Source organism: Eubacterium oxidoreducens (assembly GCF_900104415.1).
GTDB lineage: Bacteria > Bacillota > Clostridia > Lachnospirales > Lachnospiraceae > Eubacterium_C > Eubacterium_C oxidoreducens.
Window position 1 is genome coordinate 23237 of the sequence record NZ_FMXR01000016.1, and the last position, 24543, is coordinate 47779.

Annotated in this window: 22 protein-coding genes; 2 read left to right on the top strand and 20 right to left on the bottom strand. The window is 39.9% G+C overall.

Translation table 11 applies throughout. The annotated features are described in order from the left end of the window. Window positions 1-30 precede the first annotated feature (30 nt). From BLS20_RS10605 to BLS20_RS10645, 9 genes are all read right to left on the bottom strand, one after another. The gene (locus tag BLS20_RS10605; RefSeq protein ID WP_090174349.1) at window positions 31-1152 is read right to left on the bottom strand and encodes a sensor histidine kinase; all 1122 of its coding nucleotides are present in this window, start codon (window positions 1150-1152) and stop codon (window positions 31-33) included. Beyond that, on the bottom strand, window positions 1142-1843 hold the full coding sequence (gene vanR / locus BLS20_RS10610) for a VanR-ABDEGLN family response regulator transcription factor (protein WP_090174350.1): 702 nt from the start codon (window positions 1841-1843) through the stop codon (window positions 1142-1144). Before vanR ends, BLS20_RS10605 begins: the two co-directional genes overlap by 11 nt. Window positions 1844-2011: 168 nt before the next feature. After that, a complete protein-coding gene (locus BLS20_RS10615) occupies window positions 2012-3214 on the bottom strand; it encodes a sugar ABC transporter substrate-binding protein (RefSeq protein ID WP_090174351.1) in 1203 nt (400 codons plus the stop codon). 15 nt (window positions 3215-3229) lie between these two features. Then, window positions 3230-4609, bottom strand: a complete 1380-nt coding sequence (locus BLS20_RS10620) for an amidase (RefSeq protein WP_176762380.1) — start codon at window positions 4607-4609, stop codon at window positions 3230-3232. A gap of 13 nt (window positions 4610-4622) precedes the next feature. Continuing rightward, window positions 4623-6410, bottom strand: coding sequence for a hydantoinase B/oxoprolinase family protein (locus tag BLS20_RS10625; RefSeq protein ID WP_176762381.1), 1788 nt, complete (start codon window positions 6408-6410; stop codon window positions 4623-4625). 16 nt (window positions 6411-6426) lie between these two features. Continuing rightward, entirely contained in the window at window positions 6427-8496 is a 2070-nt protein-coding gene (locus BLS20_RS10630) for a hydantoinase/oxoprolinase family protein (RefSeq protein WP_090174354.1), read from the bottom strand. A gap of 21 nt (window positions 8497-8517) precedes the next feature. Beyond that, complete coding sequence (locus BLS20_RS10635; protein ID WP_090174355.1) at window positions 8518-9561, bottom strand: ABC transporter permease; 1044 nt, start codon at window positions 9559-9561, stop codon at window positions 8518-8520. Next, complete coding sequence (locus tag BLS20_RS10640) at window positions 9558-11153, bottom strand: sugar ABC transporter ATP-binding protein (protein WP_176762382.1); 1596 nt, start codon at window positions 11151-11153, stop codon at window positions 9558-9560. The genes BLS20_RS10635 and BLS20_RS10640 overlap by 4 nt, the downstream gene beginning before the upstream one ends. A 450-nt stretch (window positions 11154-11603) precedes the next feature. Then, window positions 11604-12233, bottom strand: coding sequence for a TetR/AcrR family transcriptional regulator (locus BLS20_RS10645; RefSeq protein WP_090174357.1), 630 nt, complete (start codon window positions 12231-12233; stop codon window positions 11604-11606). Window positions 12234-12539: 306 nt separating this feature from the next. Between BLS20_RS10645 and BLS20_RS10650 the strand changes: the two genes are divergently transcribed. Beyond that, entirely contained in the window at window positions 12540-13493 is a 954-nt protein-coding gene (locus BLS20_RS10650; RefSeq protein ID WP_176762383.1) for a DMT family transporter, read from the top strand. Next, complete coding sequence (locus tag BLS20_RS10655) at window positions 13432-13770, top strand: P-II family nitrogen regulator (protein ID WP_090174359.1); 339 nt, start codon at window positions 13432-13434, stop codon at window positions 13768-13770. The genes BLS20_RS10650 and BLS20_RS10655 overlap by 62 nt, the downstream gene beginning before the upstream one ends. A 179-nt stretch (window positions 13771-13949) precedes the next feature. Here BLS20_RS10655 and BLS20_RS10660 read toward each other — a convergent pair whose 3' ends face one another. The 11 genes from BLS20_RS10660 to BLS20_RS10710 all read right to left on the bottom strand — a co-directional run bounded on the left by BLS20_RS10660 (window position 13950) and on the right by BLS20_RS10710 (window position 24539). Continuing rightward, complete coding sequence (locus BLS20_RS10660) at window positions 13950-14642, bottom strand: V-type ATP synthase subunit D (protein WP_090174360.1); 693 nt, start codon at window positions 14640-14642, stop codon at window positions 13950-13952. A gap of 41 nt (window positions 14643-14683) precedes the next feature. Further along, entirely contained in the window at window positions 14684-16057 is a 1374-nt protein-coding gene (locus tag BLS20_RS10665) for a V-type ATP synthase subunit B (protein WP_090174361.1), read from the bottom strand. Then, complete coding sequence (locus BLS20_RS10670) at window positions 16058-17824, bottom strand: V-type ATP synthase subunit A (protein WP_090174362.1); 1767 nt, start codon at window positions 17822-17824, stop codon at window positions 16058-16060. It lies immediately after the preceding gene. A 20-nt stretch (window positions 17825-17844) separates the two neighbouring features. Continuing rightward, a complete protein-coding gene (locus tag BLS20_RS10675) occupies window positions 17845-18165 on the bottom strand; it encodes a V-type ATP synthase subunit F (protein ID WP_090174363.1) in 321 nt (106 codons plus the stop codon). Then, a complete protein-coding gene (locus BLS20_RS10680) occupies window positions 18158-19126 on the bottom strand; it encodes a V0D/AC39 family V-type ATPase subunit (RefSeq protein WP_090174364.1) in 969 nt (322 codons plus the stop codon). Before BLS20_RS10680 ends, BLS20_RS10675 begins: the two co-directional genes overlap by 8 nt. 3 nt (window positions 19127-19129) lie before the next feature. Further along, the gene (locus BLS20_RS10685) at window positions 19130-19732 is read right to left on the bottom strand and encodes a V-type ATP synthase subunit E (protein WP_090174365.1); all 603 of its coding nucleotides are present in this window, start codon (window positions 19730-19732) and stop codon (window positions 19130-19132) included. A 38-nt stretch (window positions 19733-19770) separates the two neighbouring features. Then, window positions 19771-20256 (bottom strand): V-type ATP synthase subunit K, encoded by a 486-nt coding sequence (locus BLS20_RS10690; protein ID WP_090174366.1) that lies wholly within the window; start codon window positions 20254-20256, stop codon window positions 19771-19773. 53 nt (window positions 20257-20309) lie between these two features. After that, complete coding sequence (locus BLS20_RS10695) at window positions 20310-22394, bottom strand: V-type ATP synthase subunit I (RefSeq protein WP_090174367.1); 2085 nt, start codon at window positions 22392-22394, stop codon at window positions 20310-20312. Between the two features lie 29 nt (window positions 22395-22423). After that, on the bottom strand, window positions 22424-22732 hold the full coding sequence (locus BLS20_RS10700) for an ATP synthase subunit B family protein (protein WP_090174368.1): 309 nt from the start codon (window positions 22730-22732) through the stop codon (window positions 22424-22426). A 499-nt stretch (window positions 22733-23231) separates the two neighbouring features. Further along, the gene (locus BLS20_RS10705) at window positions 23232-23780 is read right to left on the bottom strand and encodes a 2-oxoacid:acceptor oxidoreductase family protein (RefSeq protein WP_090174369.1); all 549 of its coding nucleotides are present in this window, start codon (window positions 23778-23780) and stop codon (window positions 23232-23234) included. A 21-nt stretch (window positions 23781-23801) separates the two neighbouring features. Further along, window positions 23802-24539: a thiamine pyrophosphate-dependent enzyme gene (locus BLS20_RS10710; protein ID WP_090174370.1), complete on the bottom strand. Its 738-nt coding sequence runs from the start codon at window positions 24537-24539 to the stop codon at window positions 23802-23804. Window positions 24540-24543 lie beyond the last annotated feature (4 nt).

Consider the following 24543-nt stretch of genomic DNA (forward strand, 5'->3'; position numbering starts at 1 on the left):
GAACTTGATACTTAAAACTCCCCCCTGTTATCAAAGATTTCTCGGCAATCTTATAATAAATTCAATATTCTCCGAGTCAGATGTCGCGTGAATCTCTCCATTATGAAGCACTACGATATCCTTTGCTATTGCCAGTCCTAAACCGGCTCCCCCCGTTTCTGTCGAACGCGCTCCGTCCAAACGATAAAACTTCTCAAACAACTTTTCTGCTTTTCCCGGCGGAATATCAGCCTTATTTTGCAGATGAATCACAATATCTTCATCTTGTTCTTCCGACCAGATCTTGATTTCGCACCCTTCTTTTCCATATGCGATCGCATTTTTGATGATATTTTGAAATACTCGTGCCATCTTTTCCGGATCCATTTTTAAGTATATATCATCTGGTACGGCTATCGTCAACGTCTTTTTTCTTTTTGTCAGCTGCGGATACATCTCATCTGACACTTGCATCAACATAAATGCAAGGTTCACTTCCTGCAAATACAGTTGTTCGGCTTGATATGTATAACGCGTAATATCGAAGAACTCATTGATCAGCTCTCCAAGTCGTTCCGCTTTTTCCCTGGCAATCGTAACATATTTATCTTTTTGCTGGGAAGGCATATCTCGCGATTCATCGAGCAGATTCAAATACCCCACAACGCTGGTAAGAGGTGTTTTAATATCATGTGCCAAATATAACACCAAATCATTTCTTCTATGTTCTGCTTCGTGAATCTTCTCGCGGTTTTCAATCAATTTCAAACGTACATCATTTAACGTCTCTTCCATTTGCTCAAGACCGGATCTAAGTTCAATCGGCTCTTCGGTCTCTTGTGCTAACTGCGCTATGCCTCGCTCAAGTTCTGTAAAATACCGGTTAAACATAACCAGTGATATTCGAAACAGAATCAAAAATACCAAAATGACAGCAATCAAAATGATAAGATCCAGATGTCCTTCTATCCGCTCCCAGTAAATATGCTTGCCGGCTTCCCAATCGATGCCCAAAACCTTACTCATAAAGGTTACCATAAGATTGGCCATCTTACCTCTAAGCACCGTTCTTAAAACAATGATAATCACCACTGCCATTGCCAAAATAGCAAGCGTTCTCCAGTAAAAACGTGTTAAGATTTTCTGATTTGACTTTGTTTTGTTAATCTTCAATCTTGTATCCTACTCCCCATACGGTCTTAATATAATTTGGATTTTCTACTATCTCTCCCATCTTTTCCCGAAGATGACGAATATGAACGGTTATTGTATTATTACTTTTCGTATAATACTCGTCTTCCCACAATTCGTGGAACAATTCCTCCGCACTGACTACTTTTCCATAATGTTCGAGCAGGATTCTCAATATGGAAAATTCTGTCGGTGTCACATTAAGTGGTATCCCATTCAATGTAACAATATGTGTATCTACATTTAAGACAAAATCTGATTTGGCAATTACTTCATCGCTTTGTTCTTCTTTATTCTCTATGCTATAGGTCTTATATCTTCGCAGCTGCGCCTTTACTCGAGCTAATACTTCAAGTGGGCGAAACGGCTTTGTAATATAATCATCCGCTCCTATCATAAGTCCGTTAATCTGATCTGCTTCTCCCACCTTTGCCGTCAACATAATAACGGGAAACTTGTATTTTTCTCGTATCTTTTCACATATTTCAAATCCACTTATATCCGGCAGCATAACATCTAACAGTGCAAGATCGATTTCATTTTTCTTAACACACTCAAATGCATCCGCTGCATTATAGGATTTGTAGACTTCATATCCTTCATTTTTTAAATATACTTCCAAAAGGTCTGCAATTTCTTTCTCATCATCCACTACTAAAATCTTTTCTGACATGCTATTTACCTCCGTGCATACTTAACTGCCCCCATTTTATCAGAAAAAGTCTGCTAATGTGTTATGATTTTGTTAATTGTGACCGCACGCGCAGCCTCGCTTTGCTTTTTTTAATCCGTTTTTGAAAAAAAAAAAACGGACAGAGGGGAAGCCCCTCTGCCCACTTTCTTAAAATGCTCCTGAAATATCTACTCCCCAAAGTTCCGAATACCCGGAAATATAAATATCCTGAACGCCATCATATGCATAAGACCCTTCGCCTGTACTTGGATTCAGGCAATTTTCTACGTTTTCACTGTTAATAATGTATGATGCAAATCCTGCCGTTGCATGTACTTCTTCACCATTCAATCCTCTGATTAAACAATCTACAGAATGACAAGCTGACCAACCAACACTTTCTCCAATATTAAAGTCGAGAGTTCCATCTGTAATATACGTCATAATATTTGGGCTACCATTATAAGAACCTACTACAATAGAATCAAAATCACAATCAATTTCCTGCATAGCCGGTATTGCATACAGTAACATATTATCGTAATAAACAATTACCGCATTATATTCACTATTTGCCATAAATGCATTTTTTGTAACATCCGGAATACCAGTTGCCCAATCTGTTACAGCCACTTCTTTAACATCGTAGCTACATCCATACTTTTCAAGAGTTTCTTCCACACCGGTTTTCATTGCGGGATCACACGGAGCTCCGGTATCTGCAATAACTAACGCATTTACTTGTGATGGGTCACCTATTTCCGCTATTGTCTGAAGCACCATAAGCTCCCCATTTAAAGCAAAGTCAGTACCAATTGTAGCATCATCATTATAGGTAGTGTCGATATCAGTATTGTGACTATCCTGAACATAAACCCCGGCATCTCGTGCCTCCTGAATCTGACTTTCCAAAGAATCACAAGAAACACCTCCAACTAAATCAATTACATCATAATTCTGATTAGTCGCTGTTTGAATTCCCTGAATCCAGCTGTCCGCTGTTCCATCTGCGCTGTAAATAAACACTTCTGCACCTAATGTCTCTAAAATCCTTTGTTCCATTTCTACATAATTATTTGCGTAATCATTTGATGCATCAACCGGTATTAGGAAAACCTTTTTCCCTTTGAGAACAGTAGCATCCGTCTCGCCAAATTCTTCTGCGTAAAACGATGGGTTGCCTGTATAATCTGATAACACTTCATCAATCCCATTCATAATTTCTTCCACATCACCGCTTACAGTTTCTACCGAAGAGTCAACTGACTCACTACCACCTTCTTCCGAAGTTGATCCACATCCTACAGCAACAGACATTGCTAACGTTGAAACTGCCACTATGCCTAATATTTTCTTCCATCTTTTCATCATATATTCTCTCCTTTTTTAATTATTCTTTACAAGCTTCAATAACAAATCGCCGATTTGATAGAGTTCCTTTTCTTTATATGGTCGTGCAATAATACAAAGTCCCGCTGTAAGACCGTCCTCATTTTCACCCGTCGGAATGTTAATTGACGGCCAATTACAATAACTTGCAATCCAAGTGTTTTGACCATATGTCAAAAATGGATTCACCATATAAGCACCTATCTTTATCTCCTTTTCCCCTTCTCCAATCTTACACGCCAAAAGCGGAGTAGTCGGATGAATAAAAAAGTCAAATCCCTGCATAGCTTCATTCATCCTGCGAATCATTTCGTGCTTATTCAGTTCATTATATATATGCCGGTCTGATGTGACATCTCCGCTGCAAAGTCTTCTATATACCTGATCATAGACATCACTTCTATATTGCTCAATTTCTTTCTTATGAACATAATGTGCACTCGCCATCATTAAAATCTGATGACACTGTCTTAGCTCCGATAAATCACCCAGCGATTTTTCCTCCGTCTCATATCCGACTTTACGCAATAACCGAACCGCCATCTCAAATCCTTGTTTTACAAAAGGGTCAATCGGCTCTTTCAAAAAATCAACACCAATCGCAATTCGCCCCACTGCGTCATCTCCAATTTTTTGTGTGTAATCCTGTTTTGGATAAGGAGCACTTCTCCAATCAAGTTCGTTATATCCTGCTATCGTGCTCAGCACCAATGCGTTATCCACAACATTTCTCGTCATCGGTCCAACCACATCCACAGATTCACACACAGGCATCACACCCTGGTTACTCACCAGACCGAAGGTTGGCTTTAAACCAATTACTCCGGTCAATGCCGATGGCAATCGTATTGATCCACCCGAATCCGTTCCAAGTGCACATGGAACAAGATTTGCTCTTACTGCCGAAGCACTTCCTGACGAAGAACCTCCGGTAACATGTTTTGGATTTGATGGATTTTTTACAGGGCCAGCAAAAGATACTTCTCCTGTTGGCCCCATTGCAAACTGACATGTATTTGTTTTTACGCTTACATTCGCTCCAGCCTTTAAAAGCTGCTTAACAGCAAATGCATCTTCTTTGGGATAATGCTCTTTATAAGCGTTACAACCATAGGTTGTCCTAATCTCCTTCGTATCTATAATATCCTTAATGCCAATTGGCACTCCATCCATCATGCTAAGCGGTTCTCCTTCAAGATATCGCTTCTCCGATTCTTTTGCGTATTTCATGCATAGATTCTTGTCAAAAGTAACGATTGCATTATAGTTTTCACTTTCTATTCTCTGTGCCATATCCTTCGCATACTCAACCGGTGATAACTCTTTTTTTCGATAAAGCTCTGATAGATCCATTACACCTAATTTTGCAAATCCCACAAGCCTCATCTCCTTACATCTTTGATGCCCTTAATTCCATGGTGGCTTCATAATCAACTGTCATATTGTCATAATCAATCACGACACAATAATCATTTTCCGCCTGCTCCCTAGTTGCAAATCCATCTAAGATATCACTCAAAACCATGTCCGGTTCTCTCTCAAGTGGATTTCCATATCCACCGGAATTAGGTGATTGTACTTCAATTGAATCTCCTGCCTTCATAATAATAGACTCAAATTTTGAAGGAAGTATTTCTTCATTATCTTTTCCCGGATTCTTTACAAGAGTACTTGCTTTTCCGGTATTACCTCCAAAGATTCCCTTTGGATTATTAAGATGTCCATCACCTTCACAACCACAGAATCCATCTGACAGATAAGTCGTTTCTCGAATAACTCCTATTCCGCCTCTCCATTTTCCCGGTGCAGCCGGCTGTGGTCTTAATCCATAACGTTCAATTCTTAATGGATAATGCCACTCACTTTCTTCAATTGGCATGTTTCTTGTATTTGCAACGAGACAATCTACCGTATCCATTCCATCTTTACCATAACGTCCTCCGTAACTACCTTCTGTTACTTCTGCGTATAGCCAGTATTCTTTAGCTTTTTTATCAAATCCGTTGTACACGAAGTAATGAAGGTCTGCCGAACAACCTGCAGCAACATTCATTGGCATAGCATCTGCTAATGCATTCATAATTGTATCCGCCAATCTATTTACTTGGTTAAATCTTGCATAACACGCACGCGGATAATTAGGATTAAACAAGCATCCCTTCGGCGCAATGATGTGAAGTGGCCTTTCAAGACCTTCATTTTGAGGCACATATTCGCCAAATTTATCAGCGTCCAAAAACAGAGAATGAATAATTGTATTAATGGCAGGTACTGTACTTCCCTCAAACGGAACATTACAAGCCGAATATACTTCATCTGCCGATCCGGTTAAATCAACCGTAATTTCATCTCCCTTAATTGTCACTGTTGTTGCAATTTTAAGCGGCACCCCAAGATTAATTCCATCATCATCCAGATAACTTTCTGAATAATACACGCCATCTTTTGCTTTGCTTATCTCCGCTCTTAACACTCGCTCTGTATAATCAAACCATTCTTCCTCTGCAGAAAATACTATTTCAAGACCATATTTATCAATCAGTTCAAGGAATCGCACCCTACCATGTTCAGCCGCTGCAATTAGCGCATCATAATCATTCGCATTCATAGAAGGCGTTCTACAATTATCCAAAATGCATCTCCACAACTGTTCATTTCGCTCTCCGTTTTCATACAGTTTTAATGCATAAAACTGTCTAGCCTCAGCCGTTACGTCCTGTGCCTTAATCGCAATACCAGCACTTGGAGCACCAACATCTGAAACATGTGCATTAATTGCCGAATATGCAATCAACTCTTCCTTATAAAAAATTGGAATAATAATTTCGACATCCGGCGAATGAGATGCTCCGTGGTATGGATGATTATGAATAAAAATATCACCTTCATGAATATCTTTTTCTTCCCATCGGGATAAAATTCCCTTAATGCATGCACCTACAGTTCCGGCATGCATAGGAGAATTTTCACTTTCAGCAATCTGTCTAGCCCGCCTGTCAACAATTCCGGCACCCAAATCTTCAGATTCTCTAATAATGCTTGAATAAGACATTCTATAAAGCACCAACCCCATTTCTTCTGAAATTGTTCTGAATGCCCCTCCAAGAACCTGCAAGGTTACCGGATCAACCTCTACTCTTTCAATATTTGTTCCAAGTATATATCTTTTTTCACTCATATTAAGCATCTCCTTCCTATGCAATATCAATTACAATAACGCCATATTCATTAACGGTTGCCTTACAATTCGGCTCTACAACAATAGTTGTGTCCATCTGATTAATAATTGCCGGTCCGTTTACAACGTTACCTGCCAGAAGTTTCGATCTATCATAAATAGCCGCTTCATAATGCTTGATTTCATCTCCTTCGCGGAAAATTGTTTCTCTACTTCCGGTTTTAGCCACAGACGAATCCTCTGTGCCCTCTTTAATTTTGGTTGCTTCAAAATCAGGCATTGCACCAACACCTTCAACCCTGATCGTGGCAATTTCAACCGGTGTCTCCGGATAAAACTTTCCAAAGAATGCTTCGTGCGCCTTATGAAACTCTTCTTTTAGAGTTTCCAATTTCTCTTCATCCAATGTTCCAGACAGCACCGGAACACGAAGTTCATATCCCTGGCCTTGATAACGACATTCTGCAAATCTGGCAATAGTAACATCCTTATCTGCCACCTTATCTTCTGCAAGTCTTTCAAGCGCAAGAGACTCAAGATTTTGATAATCTCGATTCAAGCGCTCATAGTCCATTGCCGTACTCATTACCATTTCTGTTTTTGAATAATCATAAAGCAAATCTGTTGTAACAAGTCCCACTGCACAAAGTGCGCCCGGATTCACCGGAATAATCACATTCTTCATTCCTAATGCTCTTGCAACGCTACATGCATGCAATGCACCGGCACCTCCACAGGCAAACAATGCAAAATCTCTTGGATCAAGTCCTCTTCGCACAGAATCTTTTTCAATTGCCTGAATCATATTATTGTTCATAATGTCAATAATTCCCAATGCACATTCTTCAATAGACTGATCCAACGCCTTTCCCAATTTCTCTTCAATAGCTTTCTCTGCCAATTCCGGTCGAATTGTCATTCTTCCACCTAACAGCTCTGTTCCCAAACGGCCAAGGAGAATATTGGCATCTGTTACAGTAGGTTCTACTCCTCCCCTGTCGTAACATGCCGGCCCAGGCACAGCACCTGCCGACTGCGGTCCTACTCTAAAGAATCCTCCTTCGTCAATAAATGCAATTGATCCTCCACCTGCACCAATAGTCGAAATATCAATCATCGGGACCATTGCGGTAAATCCGCCAACCTGCGTATCTAACAGATGCTTCATTCCCGGTTTCAAATCTGACAAAACAGACAAATCAGCAGAAGTTCCTCCAATATCTAATGTAATTACATTTTTCAGCCCCGTCAGTTTCGTTGTCCAAATAGCACCAAGCACTCCACCTACCGGACCTGACATTAACAGATTAACCGGCTTTTCTGCAGCCGCTTCTCCTGTCGCAACGCCACCGGCAGACTGCATTAGATGTAGATTCGCATTAACAAAACCGGAATCCTTTAATGTTTTAATTAAATTATCAATATATGCCGCCGTCTTAGGTCCAACATAAGAATTCAAACATGTTGTAGTAAAACTTTCGTATTCTCTAAACTGCGGAGCAACCTCACTTCTTAATGAGATATATGCATCCGGAATTTCTTCTTTTATAATTTCACGAACCCGTTCTTCATGAGATGGATTGATAAACGAAAACATAAAGCACACTGCAATTGCTGATACTCCGTCGTTTTTTAACTTCTTTACCACATCTCTTACCTGATTCTCGTCAAGTTCTTTATATACCTCTCCATTTGGCGGAACAATTCGCTCCGTTACTTCATACCGATCACGTCTTCTCGCTAGTGGTGTTGACTGCCATGGCAACTCCTGTGTAATGCTAAAATTATAAGTTCTTTTATGTCTTGCAGTATGAAGAACATCTCGAAATCCTTCCGTTGTAATCAACCCAACTCTTGAACCCTTCTTCTCGAGAACCATATTTGTTGCAATTGTTGTTCCATGAAAGATTTCATCTATCTCTTCCGGTTTCGTCCCAGTAATTTCACACAGTGCCTCAATTCCTGTCATAATTCCCTTAGATGGATCCTCCGGTGTGGTTGATGTTTTATATACCTCTACCTTTTCATCATCTACATATATTAAATCTGTAAATGTTCCTCCTACGTCTACGCCAATTCTCTTCATATCGTTTACTCCTTTCTGTTTCTATACAACAACTTTTGCGTTGTCATACAATTCCGTCTGACTTTCTAATTGTTTTTCCCTTAATGCTTTAGCCTCACTTTCCTCTTTCTTTTCCTTAGATTTCTTTGTCACTGCTGCGAAGATTACCGCAACAATCAAAGCTGCTCCATAGAAAATATTCTGAATATAGGATTGAACTCCCAACAACGCCAAACCATTTGTTCCGGTTGTGAGGAAATACACTGCTATTACTGTTCCAACTGCATTAAATCTTCCCGGTGATAAAATAGTTGATCCTAAAAATACTGCTGCGAATGCAGGAAGCAGATAGGAAAGTCCTGCTGTTGGGTTACCACTACCGGTTACTCCCGTATATACAACTCCGGCACATCCTGAAATTAACCCCGAAAGCACAAAACTGAAAAATCTGATTCTCTCTACATTTATTCCGGATAATCTTGCCGTCTGCTCACTTTGACCAACAATTAATAATCTTTTCCCTCCCGCGGTCTTAGCAAAAACATATGCCAGGATTGCACAAAGGATAATTGCATAGTAAAAAGATGGCGCAATGCTGAATATTTTCTTTGCATATACCAGATCTTTAATCATCTGACCCATTCCTGTAATAGACGCCTGACTAACCATAAGCGCCAAACCGGCGATTAAAGTTTGCATACCCATCGTGACAATAAATGGTGAAATATTAAATTTGGTAACAATCACTCCATTTAATGCACCGATTCCTACACCTGCCAGTACTCCGATAATTACACATGGCATCAATGGCACACCCAAATCAACATTTAATTTCGCTATTAAAATATTTACAAATGTTACATTTGCTGCCACTGACATATCATAAGCCCCACCAATAATCGGAACCAGAATTGCCAATGCACACATAACCAAAACTGCCTGAGACGCTAACATCGTCCTGATATTATTCCAAGTAAAAAAAGTATCCGGCATAAGAATGGCAAAGAAAATAAACATTGCAATCCACGCCATAATAACGGCTGACTTTTGAGCACTTCCACCTAAATTAATTTTCTTCAAACTCATGATGCAATACCTCCTTTTTCCGTCAATTGAGTTTCATAACAAAGAGAAGTTATTCTTTCCTTTGTTATATCTTTTCCAACTAATTCCGTAACGATTCTGCCTCTTACCAAAACCAGAACTCGATCACAAATTTGCTCCAACTGTTCATAATCTGAACTTGAGCAGATAACACTCATACCTTTTTCCTGAACCGATGCCTCAATCAAACGATATATTGATTGACGCGCTCCTATATCAATTCCCTGAGTTGGTTCATGCAAGATAAGTAATTTCGGACTTTCCTGAATCCATTTTGCCAAAAGCACCTTCTGCTGATTTCCTCCTGACAAATTACCAAAATCCAAATTGACATCTTTTGGATGCACCTCATAATCCTCAACCAACTGTTTTGCATTTTTTAACATCTGCTTGTTTTTTAAACACTTTGGTTTGTAATGTTCATAGGTCTGCATCATCAGATTCTCACTAATCTTCAATGTCATAACACCACCCATTGTTTTTCGATCTGCCGGAATCAGCGCCATCTTATCCTTCACAGCCTGCGTTGTATTGTAATTAGACAAAGAAATCTTTTTTTGTTCGAAACGCATCTCGCCACTTCCAACCGGCACGTCTCCATAAAGAAGATAAGGCACTTCTTCAAAACCTGATCCCACAAGCCCCGTTATGCCAAGCACTTCTCCCTTTCGTACTGAAAAATCAATGTGATTTACAATCTTTCCGCATGCATCTGTTACTTTTAGAATCTCTGCTTGTGTTTTTTTATCTTTTTCATCTTCTGTCTTTTCTGTTTGATATAGATTCAGTTTACTTCCCAAAATCATCTCGATAACTTCATTTTTATCAAACATGTTTGTATGACCATCTCCAACATTTCTTCCATCTCTTAAAACGGTAAATGTATCTGTCAGTTCCATGACTTCATCAAGATCATGCGAAACAAAGATGACACTTATCCCCTCCTGTGTAACTCTTTTTACAAGCGAAAACAAAATATCAACCTCTGTCTTTGGAAGAAATACCGTTGGCTCATCCAATACCAGAAGACCTCTCCTCTTTTCCCTCGCAATCTTGTTTTTATGTATTTCTTCCACGGCTCTAAGAATTGCAAGCATTGCCCTTTGAACAGGTCCTAAGCTTTCCACTGTTGCATCCGGATCAATCTCAACATCATATGTAGCAAATACCTTTTTTGCCTCATTTTTTATTTTTTTCCAGTTGAGTCGCTTGTTATTAGATAAAGAGATTTCCCCAAGCGCCCAATTTTCTGCAACAGTCAACGAATTTACCAACCCCAAATCCTGATGCACAAAACTCATTCCATATTTTGAAAATTCTCCGGGTTGAATCGGCAAGCTCACTTTTTCTCCATTCACGTACAAAACACCACCCTTGTCCGGCGCATGAAATCCTGAGAGAATTTTTATGAGCGTTGACTTTCCGCATCCATTTTTTCCTAATAATCCATGTATCTCTCCGGGCATGATGCTAATACTGACATCACTAAGAGCACTGTTACTTCCAAATGTTTTTGATATCCTCTCAAGATATAATGTTGTATCCTTGATAAAGTTTTCTCTTTTGTCATCCATACTTCTCACTTCCTTCATAAAACCTTTACAAAAACAAAAAGACGCCAAATACGTTTGTATTTGACGCCGTTGCCTTCGTAAACAAAAAGGCATCGGTAATTTCTACCGACGCCTTTGCCTATCTTACTAGCTGTTATTATCTCAAACAAATTGCGAAATCTCCCAAACTCCATCTAATCAATTCGACCAGTTTCGTTTGGCATGTGACTATATTATATCTAATGTTTTTGGTTGTCAATCCTTATTTTTTTATATTTTTTGGTTATATCGTCCTATTTCTGGCGTATTTGTGTTAAATACAGCTTATTTATTGTGTATTATTAACAACAACTCCAGTTTTTCATCCTATACGTTTTACATTTTCGTCAGCCTTTATTTTTTCACATTTTCACCTAATTGATTTGATTACATAAAAAGACCTCCATGTTTAGAGGTCTTTTCTTAACTATACTATTGTAATTTGTTGCTAAATTTATTGTAGTCTTTACTTTTTTCCAACGAAAATCCGTATACCAGCCTTGTCATGATATCTCGGGTCGCTTCCGATAAAGAAAAGGATTCCGGCATTGATGACCACAACTGACAAACACCACGACTTGCCGAAAAAAGTATCTGTGCTATGTACATTGCCTGATATTCCTTTGTTATTTCTTTTCGTATCTGTCCTTCTATGATTAACTCCACACCTGGCATAATCCGATCCGTTCCAAGATTCGCAAGCGCTTCAGGATTCGTATATATTTTCGAAATCACCTCAACCGGTGTTTTTTTTTCTATTTCTGTATTAAAGTAGGAAAAATAATCAATTATTTTTCTATAAGAAGTATCCTCTTCATGTTTTTTATAATAACTTCCAGAAAAATAATCCTCAACCTTCGGCAAAAACTCCATAATCAAATCAAACTTTGATTTGAAGTAATAATAAAAGGTTCCTACGGTAACATCTGCTGCTTTTGAGATCTCATCAACCGATATTTTCTCATAACCATTCTTAATAATTAATTTTTTCCCTTGTTTTATTATTCTTTTTTTCGTTTCTTCTGCTTGTTGAGCCCTGCTCTTACGATTACTACTACCCATATTATCCCCTTATGCTTTTATATTCTTACTACTAAATATTATAAATATATTCTATTTTTTCTTCAACTATATTTTTCTATTTTCCCTATTATTCACCTAATCAGTTAGATTATATTTCTTTTAAATGGTTTTCTTTGTCATATATACCGCTGTATTATTGCATTTTTTTATCATTTTCTATTTTATCCCTTGACTTTTTCATCAAGTCTATTATAATAAATCACATCTCAAACAAACTGAATAACGAAAAGAAAGAAGGCGAACTATATTATGACATCTACCGACAACAAGAAGAAAGCTCTTCTTATGGTAATTATTGCAATTATCATCTTTAGTACATTTGAGGTTGTCTCTAAAACAATGGGTGATGTTTTATCCGGAACTGCATTAACTTTTTACCGGTTCTTAATTGGCGGATTAGTACTTTTACCTTTTTCAATACGTGATTTGAAAAATAGACAGTTTCATTTTACCCCTAAAATTGTATTAGCATTATTCTTTTTTGGTTTTGTGCTGGTTGCTGCTATTATGACTCTTGCACAATACGGAATTTATTACTCCGACGCAAGTATATGCGCCGTAATATTTAGTTCTAATCCGATATTTGTTACTATATTTGCCGTAATAATCTTAAAAGAATCCTTAACCAAATATAAGAGCTATGGTTTAATAATTGGCTCCGCAGGATTATTTATCTGTGTCCTACATTTTTTTGTAGACGGGAATATTACATCAACATTTGGGCTTGGCGTTTTACTCCAGATTTTATCAATGCTAATGTTTTGTATTTACACGGTATTAAACAGCAAGTATTTAGTATCTCGAATGGGCGCTTTATCTGTTACCACTTTCACATCAATTTTTGGAGCAATTACCTTATTCCCAATTGTATTCGCACAAAGTTTTGCTACTGATACGAATCTGTTTACGTTTGATGTTCTAAGTGTATTACCGAAGTTTCTATATATCTCTATAATTGGAACAGGATTAGCATACGCAATGTATTTTTCCGGGTTATCCAAAATAGAAACGAGCACAGGATCTATGATTTTTATGGCCAAACCACCACTTGCAAGTATTTTTGCTGCAATCTTTTTAAATGAAACTATTGGCATTAATATCATTATTGGAATCGTTTTAATCATTGCCGCAATGATTATTGCGACAAAACTACCTACGATTCAGAAAGGACATGAATATGAAAAAACTAGAGATTATTATCCGACCGGAGAAAGTGAAACTGCTGAAGGCCATTCTTAACGAATCAGGCGCACATGGTGCAATGTTCACCCGTATCTCAGGATACGGAAATCAGCGCGGAAAAGAATTCTCCTATGGCGGAACAACTTATTTTGAAAATATATTTACAAAGACTAAGGTTGAGACTGTTGTTAGCGACGAAATAGCAGAAGATCTTATTGATAAAATATTAGTTTCTGTTCCTACAGGAGAAGCCGGTGATGGAAAGATTTTCGTATATGACGTTGCCGAAGCTATCCGAATTCGAACCGGCGAACGCGATAAAGCAGTTATTTAACTTGCTTTATTTATAATCCTTATTAGCTTATATTTAAGCAAAAAAGACTGTCACATTGTGTGACAGTCTTTTTTTCACCGGGGACGGTCCTAATGCCACGGTCATGGTTCCTTTGGCTCGTTGACATCCTCTACATCCCAAAAAAGGACAGAGGGTCTGTCCCTCTGTCCACAATTGTTCTAGTTTGCGGTTTCGATTTCCACCGGAAATCCACCTTCTCTTTCTGAGTAATGATGTTCCTCTTCAAGCATCATATCTTTTACCTTCATCAGACGAATCTGTGTACTACGTTCTGCTTCGTCAAGTTTCATGGTAATGTATTTAATGCTCTCCCTTGTTTCCGGAATTACGACATGCTCAAGAGCATTTACTCGTCTTCTGGTCTTCTCAATTTCTGCAGCCATGAGCTGGCAGGACTTTTCAATCTCTGCAAGCTTTAGCATATCCGGGAAGACATCAGCTAGAGATTTCACCGCACCGTCAAGGTCACTGGATGTATAAGCAAATCCATAGGAATAGATATCATTTGCATCCGCGGTTCGGGTTCTATACTCAAAAGAAGGGATCTCAACACTCATAACATTCTTCTGATCTGCAATCAGTGTTACTTCCTGCTTTGGTGCCATCAGCGCTGTATGCATAGTCTCTTCCGACATCGTAGCTTTTGCAACAACGAAATTGGTATTGGCAGCTTTGATGCCTTCTTCCACCTTAAGTCGCAGCTCCATATTCTCCTTGATTAAATCAAGGAACTGACGCATTAACTCATCTCGTTTATCCTTTAAAAGCTTATGTCCTCGGACCGCTGTACCCAGCTTTTTCTTCAATCTGGTGAGCTCCATTCTTGTAGGAGTTACCTGAGCCTGTGCCATATTCTCACCTCACTTTTCCTGGCTGATTATCGATTCGTTTCTTATTTTTTGTCATAATATTCATCAAGAATATCGTCATCGATACGTTTCAGCTCACTTCGAGGTAAGATACGAAGCAGATCCCAACCGATGTCCAGAGTTTCCTCAATACTTCTGTCTGCATTATATCCCTGAGAAACATAGGTCTTTTCAAATTCATCTGCAAATTTCGCATAAACAATATCAATCTCTGAAAGGGCTGCTTCACCTAAGATAACCATAAGTTCTTTTGCTTCTTTACCACGAGCATAAGCAGAGAACAACTGGTTCATCGTATTCGCATGATCTCGTCTTGTCTTGCCTTCACCGATACCTTTGTCTTTCAGACGTGACAGTGATGGAAGTACATCGATTGGTGGCTGAACACCCTTACGATAAAGTTCACGACTTAAGATGATCTGACCCTCTGTGATATATCCTGTTAAGTCAGGAATCGGATGTGTCTTATCATCTTCCGGCATAGTCAGGATTGGAATCATTGTGATTGATCCTTCCTTGCCTCTTTGACGACCTGCACGTTCATACATTGTAGCAAGGTCCGTATACATGTAACCAGGATATCCACGACGTCCAGGAACTTCCTTACGTGCGGCAGATACCTCACGAAGTGAGTCTGCGTAGTTTGTGATATCTGTCATGATTACAAGTACATGCATGTCTTTTTCAAATGCAAGATACTCTGCTGCCGTTAACGCCATACGAGGTGTTGAAATACGCTCTACAGCCGGGTCATTTGCCAGGTTGATAAATAATACTGTACGATCGATAGCACCTGTTTCCTTGAAAGAATCAATAAAGAAGTTCGATTCTTCAAATGTGATACCCATCGCAGCAAATACAACGGCGAACTTTTCATCTTTTCCACGTACCTTAGCCTGACGAGCAATCTGTGCTGCAAGGTTGGCATGCGGAAGACCGGATGCGGAGAAGATTGGAAGCTTCTGTCCACGAACCAGTGTGTTAAGACCATCAATTGCAGATACACCTGTCTGAATAAACTCAGAAGGGTAATTTCTGGCTGCCGGATTCATCGGCAAACCATTGATGTCCATTCTCATATCCGGAAGAATCTCAGGGCCTCCATCAATTGGATTACCCATTCCGTCAAAGACACGACCAAGCATGTCTTCTGAAACTCCCAGTTCAAGGCTTCGTCCAAAGAAACGCACTTTGGATGATGCCAGGTTAATTCCTGTTGCGCTCTCAAAGAGCTGTACTAATGCTTCGTCTCCGTTAATTTCGAGGACTTTACATCTTCTTCTTTCTCCTGAAGACAGCTCAATTTCTCCAAGTTCATCATAAGATACATTGGAAACCCCTTTAACAAGCATAAGAGGGCCGGCTACTTCTTGAATGGTTCTATATTCCTTTGGCATTTAGTCCTCCCCCTTTCCTTTTGCATTAGTAATCTGACGTGTCAGCTCAGTTGCGATTCTCTCGTACTCAGCCTTAATATCTTTTTCTTCTGTATACTTGTAACGACCGATCTGCTCTCTAACAGGCAGGTTAATCAGTTCGTTCAATGGAGCACCTTCTTTTAATGCTTCTTGTGCTTCGTCATAATATGCACATACAAGTTTCATCATAAGCAACTGCTTTTCGCATGATGTATATGTATCAATATCGTGGAAAGAGTTCTGATGCAAGTAGTCTTCACGGATGGATCTTGCAGCTTCCATCTTAATACGGTCGCTTGCAGAAAGTGCATCCATACCTACCATCTTAACGATTTCATCAAGATTCGCCTCTTCCTGAAGAAGATTCATCATTTCCTGACGACACTCCAGCCATTCCGGAGATACATTCTTTGTGAACCATGGTCCAATATTGTCAAGGTACAAGGAATAACTGTTAAGCCAGTTAATAGCAGGGAAATGACGTCTATATGCCAATGCACTATCCAATCCCCAGAATACCTTTACGATACGAAGAGTTGCCTGAGATACCGGTTCGGAAATATCACCACCAGGAGGTGATACAGCTCCGATAACTGACAGCTGTCCTTCTCTTCCTTCCTTACCAAGTGAAATAACATGTCCGGCTCTTTCATAGAACTGAGCAAGACGGCTACCAAGGTATGCAGGGTAACCTTCTTCACCAGGCATTTCTTCCAGACGTCCTGACATCTCTCGAAGAGCCTCAGCCCAACGTGATGTAGAGTCTGCCATAAGTGCTACTGAATATCCCATATCACGGAAGTACTCAGCAATTGTAATACCGGTATAGATAGAAGCCTCTCGAGCTGCTACCGGCATGTCGGATGTATTGGCGATTAAGACCGTTCTTTCCATCAATGACTGACCTGTCTTCGGGTCTTTCAATTCCGGGAACTCGTTTAATACGTCTGTCATCTCATTTCCACGCTCGCCACAACCGATATAAACTACGATGTCAGCCTCTGCCCACTTCGCAAGCTGATGCTGGATAACGGTCTTACCGGAACCGAATGGTCCAGGTACGGCTGCTACACCACCTTTTGCGATCGGGAAGAAGGTATCAACTACACGCTGTCCTGTAATCAGTGGCTGCGATGGATTTAATTTTTCTTTGTATGGTCTTCCAACACGGACCGGCCATTTCTGAGCTAATGTCAGCTCTTTGTCACCATCTGCGGTAGAAAGAACAGCGATTGTTTCATCTACTGTAAATTCTCCACTCTTGATTTCCTTAATTGTTCCTTTCATATTCGGTGGTACCATAATCTTTTGTTCAACGACAATGGTCTCTTGAACTGTACCGATGATGTCTCCACCTTCCACTTCTGCTCCAGCTTCTACAGTTGGAACAAACTGCCATTTTTTATCACGCTTAAGAGCGGCAACTTCAACACCTCTCTTTAAGCTGTTACCGGACACTTTCATGATATCATCCAAAGGTCTTTGGATTCCATCATAAATACTACTGATAAGTCCTGGTCCTAATTCTACGGACATAGGCACGTCCAGTGATTCTACGGGTTCGCCAGGTCCTAAACCTGAAGTTTCCTCGTATACCTGGATAGAAGCCTCATCTCCATGAATTTCAATAATTTCTCCGATGAGTCGCTGGTTACTTACACGAACCATGTCAAACATGTTAGCATCACGCATGCCGGAAGCAATGACCAGCGGGCCTGCAACTTTTTTGATCGTTCCTTTACTCATGTGATCTTATTCCGCCTCTCCTAATTTTCTCCAAATATGATATCTGAGCCTACTGCCTTTTCAACGCAATCCTTTACCTGTTGTACGCCATCTCCGGTGTTACCGGAAATGCCCGGGATTAGAATTACTGCCGGAAGTACTCTCTCTTTCAATTTGTCTATCTCGTGGGAAAGATCTTTTGCGAGTTCTTCTGTAATATAGATAACCGCAAAATTATTTTCCGCAAGTTTTTTTAATTTCTCTGCACCTTCTTTTGCATCCTCGACCGGAAATGTATCAAGTCCGAGAGCAGCAAAACCGTAGATGCTATCATATGAACCTAATACTGCTATCTTATACATACATTTCACGAATCCTTTCTCTTATAAATTCGTCCGGAAGGTTATTTCTCTTACCGGATAAGATGATGCCAACTGTCTTAATTTCAATCTGACGTGCTAATACATACGCAACAATCGGTCCTACTGAAAAGAATTCCAGTTTCTGAGGTCTGAGCATTTCAAGCAAATAGTTGTCGCACCAACGTTCAAACGCTGACATGGATGTTCGAAGTGCCTCGGCAGCTTCCGCAAATCCACCGCTTAGATAATCGCAAATGTCATCAAAGCTTGTCTGTGCCGCTTTAATCAGTCGTTCAATATCAACCTCTGCACAGTTCACCATTGCGCGACGCATAAATTCCGGACTCTTGCCGGTTTGCTGACATCTAACCGCTATCTTGATATTCGTTGTTGCTACTGTAACTTCCGCATACTTTTTAATTATTTCCTCGGAAGATTCTTTTCCTGCTTCCTGAATTGCTTTCAAACATGCCTGGTCAATTATGACATCACACATCTGTCCATCTCCAGAATGCACGATTACTTCAAATGCTTCCTGCGCTGCCTGATCTAGACCTTTTGGAAGTTTTGAAAATTCTTTCTTCCCAATGATGTCTCTGATTTCTTCTCTGCTAGGATCGGTTCCCTCAAAGTAGAACTCATCATGCTGTTCATTGGTATAAGCTTCCTTAATTGCTGTCTTCACATTGTGATACAGATTTGGATAAGACAGTACGTCAAATACCTCCATCGGTACACCAAGCTCTGCAACCGTCTGCCAGATTTTATTATTCTCTGCTGCGAGAATCGCATCTGCATCTGATGCCGTCTCAGCTGTTCCCCATCCTTTATCCTGAATGGCTCTTAAGACCTCATCATACGTCTTCATCGCAATGAGCTGTTCAATTACCGATTGGGTAAACAAGGATACCTCTAACGCTCTCGTTCGAGCTACCGCAAAGGTATAATCTCTATCCATCATGGTTTAGTCCTCCTTTCTGTAAAGGAGTTCATTCACCTTATCCTGCATCTTCGCACGCTGTGCGTCAAATATAGCGCGAATTGTGCAGTTTTCATCGATTCCGTCATAGATTAATACAAATCCATTTTCGATGTTCTTATCTTCTTTTGAGATGGTAAGTGTTCCACCTGCCTTTTGTGCTGCGGCCTTTGCCTTTGCTTCAAAGTCTGCCGGCATGCGACCTAAATCTTCTTTTGAAAAACAGATCGTTCCTTCTTGCGGCTGTGCATATTGTGCAATGAACTTTTCAAGAAGTCCAAAGTACTGGTCCGTCGGAAGATTGCATACCTTTTCATATGCTTTTTCAATTACGGATGAGATTACTTCCTGCTTGATCGTAAGTTTCTCTGTACGTTCAAACTGTTCATTTGCAGATACTACACGGCTCTTGATTACATTGGCACTGTTTTGCGCCTTGTTTTTAATCTGCGAAACCGTCTCTTGTGTTTTTGCATCCGCCTCGGCGAGGATCTTTGCTGCCTGCTTTTCAGCGTCTGCCACAATTTTGGCAGCCTCTTGTTTTGCATCAGAAAGAATCTGATCTGTGATCTTTTCTAATCCTGCCATATACTAAAGCTCCTTCCTACTGTTATTATCAATTCTTATTATCCAATCGATACTAATGCAAGAATAGATACTAACAATGCAAGAATCGCATATGTCTCTACCATTGCCGGGAACAGAAGAGCTTTACCAAATGTTTCAGGTCTCTTAGCAAAAAGACTACATGATGCTGCAGATGCTTTACCCTGGAATGTTCCTGATACATAACCTGCAAGTGCAATTGGCAGACAAGCTGCAAGATACATAGCTCCCTTTTCAAGAGAATCTACTCCGCCGCTTCCGCCTAATACTCCAGCCTGTGCAAGAGCTAAGAAAGCTACAAGTAGTCCATAGATACCCTGTGTACCAGGAAGAAGTTCAAGGATAAGAGCCTTAGCGAACTTTGATGGATCTTCACTTGTTACTCCGGCTGCTGCCTGTCCTGCAATACCACATCCTCTAGCCGATCCTGCACCTGCAAGTCCAACTGCTAATGCGGCTCCGATAACTACCAATACATTACCAATTAATGCTCCGTCTAATGTCATTTCAATTTCCTCCTAAATCTTTTCAGAATTTATTATTTGCGTTCTCCCACGCTTTATTTGCTCTTCGCAAATCTTACATATTTAGTTTCTGTTGCATATGGTTCGAATTCTTTTGCTCCTCCGTTGTAGAACTTACCGAAGAACTCTACGAATTCAAGACGGTTACTATGTACATATGCACTTAAAAGGTTGATTGCCATATTGGCTACATGTCCAACAATGAACACAACGAAGAATAAGATTCCTCCAATGATGGCTCCTTTGGCTCCGCCTGCTCCATACTGATAATTGTGTAAGAAAAGCATCTGACAAATCATATTAATAACCTGTCCGATGGCTCCTGTCGCAAGTCCCAAAGCAAGAAGTCTTGAATAGGATAACCAATCCGAAAGCCAGCTTGTGATACCATAAATATCATAAACACCCAGCAATATTCTCATTCCAACATTGCTCTTTCTTCGTCCGGACATGAACAAAATAATGACTCCGCCGACAACCGCGAGTACCAATCCGATATATAAACCGGTTGTTCCCAAATCAATATCTTTAAAGAACGGTACAGTACCTGCCATAGATGCGTAAATACTAGAACTCATCAGTAAAACAATTAATCCAATTAAGAATAAATACCATGCGATTACATCACTGACAAATCCTACAACATCTCCTCGCTTAAGCATCATCGCTCCGTTAATGCCAAGTCCGACAAACATATGAATCAATCCAAATACCAGACACCACAGTAACAACTGCATCGGACTTCCAATCGGGTTAAACCAGAAACCATCGAAAGTCGTCTGTCCGTTTCCGAAACATTCTGAGAAAACTCCAATTGCATCTCCAAAGAAGCCTCCAAACAATAATCCCCAGACAATTGTTGAGATTCCTCCCCAGAAGAACATCTTAAGACTCTTTCTCATACCCGGATTCATGTCTTTAAATTTCGCTAATATTACACCCAGTGCAATTGCCATTAACAAACCATATCCTGCATCGGATAACATCATTCCAAAGAAGATGATATAGAAGATTGACGTTACAACTGTCGGATCAATTTCGCCCTTCTTAGGTAAACCATAAGAAGCAACGATTCCTTCTACAGACTCGGATACCGCATTATTCTTTAGAAGAACCGGTGTCTTTGTCTTGGCTTTCGGTTCAATCACTTCAACCGCTGCGCCATAATCTGCTTCAATCTCTCCGGCAATTGATTCTGCAATTCCCGCCGGTGCAAAACCGCTTATTGCAATCGTCTTATCGGTCTGTGGAAGCATTCCCAGCACTTCATAACGCTGTGCTCGCATCCTATAATAGTCCGATACCATCTTGATATCCTGCCGGTCAACTGCAGCCTCTTTAATTTTCGCTATTGCAGCGTCAATTTCCTCTTTCTTCTCTGCAATCTGACGATTCAATCTTTGTTGCTTAATTTCCGGTGTGTACTTCGACCAGATTGCCGGTGCTGCAAAACTCATCTTTCTGAGTGCTTCCTCTACGGCTTGTGCGTCTTTATTGAGACATACGACACTGACATATACGGTGTCTTGTTCTGTAAATACGACTTCCACATCTACCGCAGTAATGGTCTTATTATCTTCCAATATTCTTTGTGAAATCTGATCTTGCGTCAGATTCTCCGGAATAAGACCTAAGAATAGTTTGGTGCGCTTTGTGCCCGGTGTGTTAAGCGGTATATCGAGACCCATCCACGGAACCAGCGCTTCAAGCTGTGTTTCCTTCTTCTGGATTTCGGCATTTGCTTCTGTAATTTGTTTTTCCCATGAAACGATCTGCCCTGCACGTTTTGCGATTTTTTCCTGGTTATCTTCAATTCGAATAAATTCTGACCGAGCTACCAGTGGCTGTCCTGCAAGCGATGATAAAAGAGAAGCTTTTTCTTCTACATACTTATCAAGTATCTCAATCGCCTGTTCGGATATACTTGCGTACTTGTCATACATTGCTCTTTCGTTAGAAGTATCCTGCTGCGTAAGATTTTTTAATTTCTTCTTACTTTTCAGCTTATCAACATTCATGTGAATTTCTAATGTTCCAAGCTCCTGCAAGCGTCTCAGAATCGCGTTCTTGTCCTTAGTAAGGGCAACGATGTTCAATCGCTTCATCTGAACTACCGCCATGTACCATTTCCTCCTTTTTTTTATTTTTCTTAAACAAGCTCTGCTACAACTGCATCAACAACATGATTGGTCTTAGCAATTGCTTCCTCTTTTTCTTGTTCAAGTCGGCCGGTAAGATCCTCTGCATATGCAGCTCTTTCTTTCTCGGCCTGCGCATTTGCATCTGCGATTAACTTTTCAGCATCTTCATTTGCCCGCGCTACTGCCTCTGCATGTGACTGCTTTGCTTTCGCTTTCGCATCTTCCACAAGCTGATCTGCTTTTTTCTCTGCGTCTAAAACAATCTGTCTTGCTTCTTTTTCAATCTCAGTGACAGCTTTTAAGGTTTTGCTTAACAATATGTTTGCCCCCTTTCCTAGATTTCATACCGCAACAAAATAAGCGATATTGTTTTATTATTGACCATCCTGATAGTAGATTGCACAAAAATAAATACATTTTCAATTATATCTAATGCCTATACGATTTGCAATAACAATCTCTTGTGGTTTATGCAATTTCTGACACTTTATTTGGTAATGGTTAAATAATTCACACAATTTTACTACTCAGATAACTTTATAATAATACTTTTTTCCCACCCGGTCAAACAATACTCCCAAAAAATGCACAAATTTACCAAAAATTTTTGACACAATTTCTTATTTTTACTGATATCAATTCTTTTGAAATCTTTACACCTCGAAATGGGAACGTTTCCTTTTGTCCATACTATCCCATATGGAATGCATCCTTTCAGCAAAAAAAACAGTCCCTTGCCATCCATTGATGACAAGGAACTGTCTTTATATTTCCCTAATAAACTATGTACCTTATTTATCTGAAATCATGACTGATTTATTTTTGTGATCTTCCGATCTCCAGTCCTTTTTCAAATGCTTCCTTGTTGAGAGGAAGAAGCTTTGCTTTCTTAGCAAGCTTATGCTCGATTGTAGCCCATACAACTTCTGGTGGAACTACTTCTGTATAACCAACATATACACCAAGCATGATGACATTTAATACTTTTGCATTTCCCATTTCCAGAGCCATCTCTGTTACAGGAGCTTTTACTACTTTACAGTCTGTTCTGTCAACATCATCTTCCGGAACGATTGATGAGTTAATGAACAATGTTCCTCCCTGCTTTAAGGTTGGTAAGAATTTGGCAAGTGATGGTCCGTTCATTACGATTAAGTCATCCATTACGTCTCCAAGTGGAGCTCCTACCATGCCGTCTGAGATTACAACGAAACAGTTCGCTGTACCACCACGCTGCTCAGCGCCGTATGATGGGAAGAATGTTACATTCTTATCTGTTGCATCACAAGTTGCAGAAGCAAGGAATTTACCAAGGGTCATTACACCCTGACCGCCGAATCCGGCTACACATAAATTTGTTTCCATTATCATTGTCCTCCTTACTTATTAATTATCTCTTATAACACCTAATGGGAACTCTGCAAACATCTTTTCCTCTAAGTAATCTAAGGAATCGAGTGGCTCTAAGCCCCAGTTAGTAGGACAACTTGTTACGATTTCAACCATTGAGAATCCTTTTCCATCAATCTGATTCTGGAAAGCTTTCTTAATAGCATTCTTTGTCTTCATGACATTTTGTGGATTGTTGCAGCTTGTTCTCTCAAGATATGCAGGAGCTGTAAGCTGATTCAAAATCTCACACATATGCATTGGATATCCATGTTCCTTAGGATCACGACCCTTAGGTGCTGTAGATGCCTTCATACCTACAAGTGTTGTAGGAGCCATCTGTCCACCGGTCATACCATAGATACCATTGTTGATGAAGATAACTGTGATGTTCTCTCCACGGTTTGCTGCAGATACAGACTCTGCAAGACCGATAGAAGCGAAGTCACCATCACCCTGGTATGTGAAGACAAGAGAATCAGGATTTGATCTCTTCATACCTGTTGCTACGGCACATGCACGACCATGAGGTGCTGTGATGTTATCATATGCCATATATTCCATATGCAGACCACAACATCCGATACCAAGTACACATGCTGCCTTGTCTACAAGATTCATTTCTTCTAACACTTCACCGATTAATTTGATTACGGTACTGTGCATACATCCAGGACAGAAACCGGAAACTTTTTCTTCCCGAATTGTTTTTGTTCTTGAATAAACTAATTCCATTTTC

Excerpts from the sequence above, each read along its gene's own strand:
- BLS20_RS10675 (WP_090174363.1), bottom strand. The coding sequence starts at position 18,165 with ATGTATAAGATAGCAGTATTAGGTTCATATGATAGCATCTACGGTTTT.
- BLS20_RS10655 (WP_090174359.1), top strand. The coding sequence starts at position 13,432 with ATGAAAAAACTAGAGATTATTATCCGACCGGAGAAAGTGAAACTGCTG.
- BLS20_RS10650 (WP_176762383.1), top strand. The coding sequence starts at position 12,540 with ATGGTAATTATTGCAATTATCATCTTTAGTACATTTGAGGTTGTCTCT.
- BLS20_RS10630 (WP_090174354.1), bottom strand. The coding sequence starts at position 8,496 with ATGAAGAGAATTGGCGTAGACGTAGGAGGAACATTTACAGATTTAATA.
- BLS20_RS10640 (WP_176762382.1), bottom strand. The coding sequence starts at position 11,153 with ATGGATGACAAAAGAGAAAACTTTATCAAGGATACAACATTATATCTT.
- BLS20_RS10710 (WP_090174370.1), bottom strand. The coding sequence starts at position 24,539 with ATGGAATTAGTTTATTCAAGAACAAAAACAATTCGGGAAGAAAAAGTT.
- BLS20_RS10615 (WP_090174351.1), bottom strand. The coding sequence starts at position 3,214 with ATGATGAAAAGATGGAAGAAAATATTAGGCATAGTGGCAGTTTCAACG.
- BLS20_RS10625 (WP_176762381.1), bottom strand. The coding sequence starts at position 6,410 with ATGAGTGAAAAAAGATATATACTTGGAACAAATATTGAAAGAGTAGAG.
- BLS20_RS10685 (WP_090174365.1), bottom strand. The coding sequence starts at position 19,732 with ATGGCAGGATTAGAAAAGATCACAGATCAGATTCTTTCTGATGCAAAA.
- BLS20_RS10705 (WP_090174369.1), bottom strand. The coding sequence starts at position 23,780 with ATGGAAACAAATTTATGTGTAGCCGGATTCGGCGGTCAGGGTGTAATG.
- BLS20_RS10680 (WP_090174364.1), bottom strand. The coding sequence starts at position 19,126 with ATGATGGATAGAGATTATACCTTTGCGGTAGCTCGAACGAGAGCGTTA.
- BLS20_RS10690 (WP_090174366.1), bottom strand. The coding sequence starts at position 20,256 with ATGACATTAGACGGAGCATTAATTGGTAATGTATTGGTAGTTATCGGA.
- BLS20_RS10645 (WP_090174357.1), bottom strand. The coding sequence starts at position 12,233 with ATGGGTAGTAGTAATCGTAAGAGCAGGGCTCAACAAGCAGAAGAAACG.
- BLS20_RS10665 (WP_090174361.1), bottom strand. The coding sequence starts at position 16,057 with ATGCCAAAGGAATATAGAACCATTCAAGAAGTAGCCGGCCCTCTTATG.
- BLS20_RS10660 (WP_090174360.1), bottom strand. The coding sequence starts at position 14,642 with ATGGCACAGGCTCAGGTAACTCCTACAAGAATGGAGCTCACCAGATTG.
- vanR (WP_090174350.1), bottom strand. The coding sequence starts at position 1,843 with ATGTCAGAAAAGATTTTAGTAGTGGATGATGAGAAAGAAATTGCAGAC.
- BLS20_RS10635 (WP_090174355.1), bottom strand. The coding sequence starts at position 9,561 with ATGAGTTTGAAGAAAATTAATTTAGGTGGAAGTGCTCAAAAGTCAGCC.
- BLS20_RS10670 (WP_090174362.1), bottom strand. The coding sequence starts at position 17,824 with ATGAGTAAAGGAACGATCAAAAAAGTTGCAGGCCCGCTGGTCATTGCT.
- BLS20_RS10695 (WP_090174367.1), bottom strand. The coding sequence starts at position 22,394 with ATGGCGGTAGTTCAGATGAAGCGATTGAACATCGTTGCCCTTACTAAG.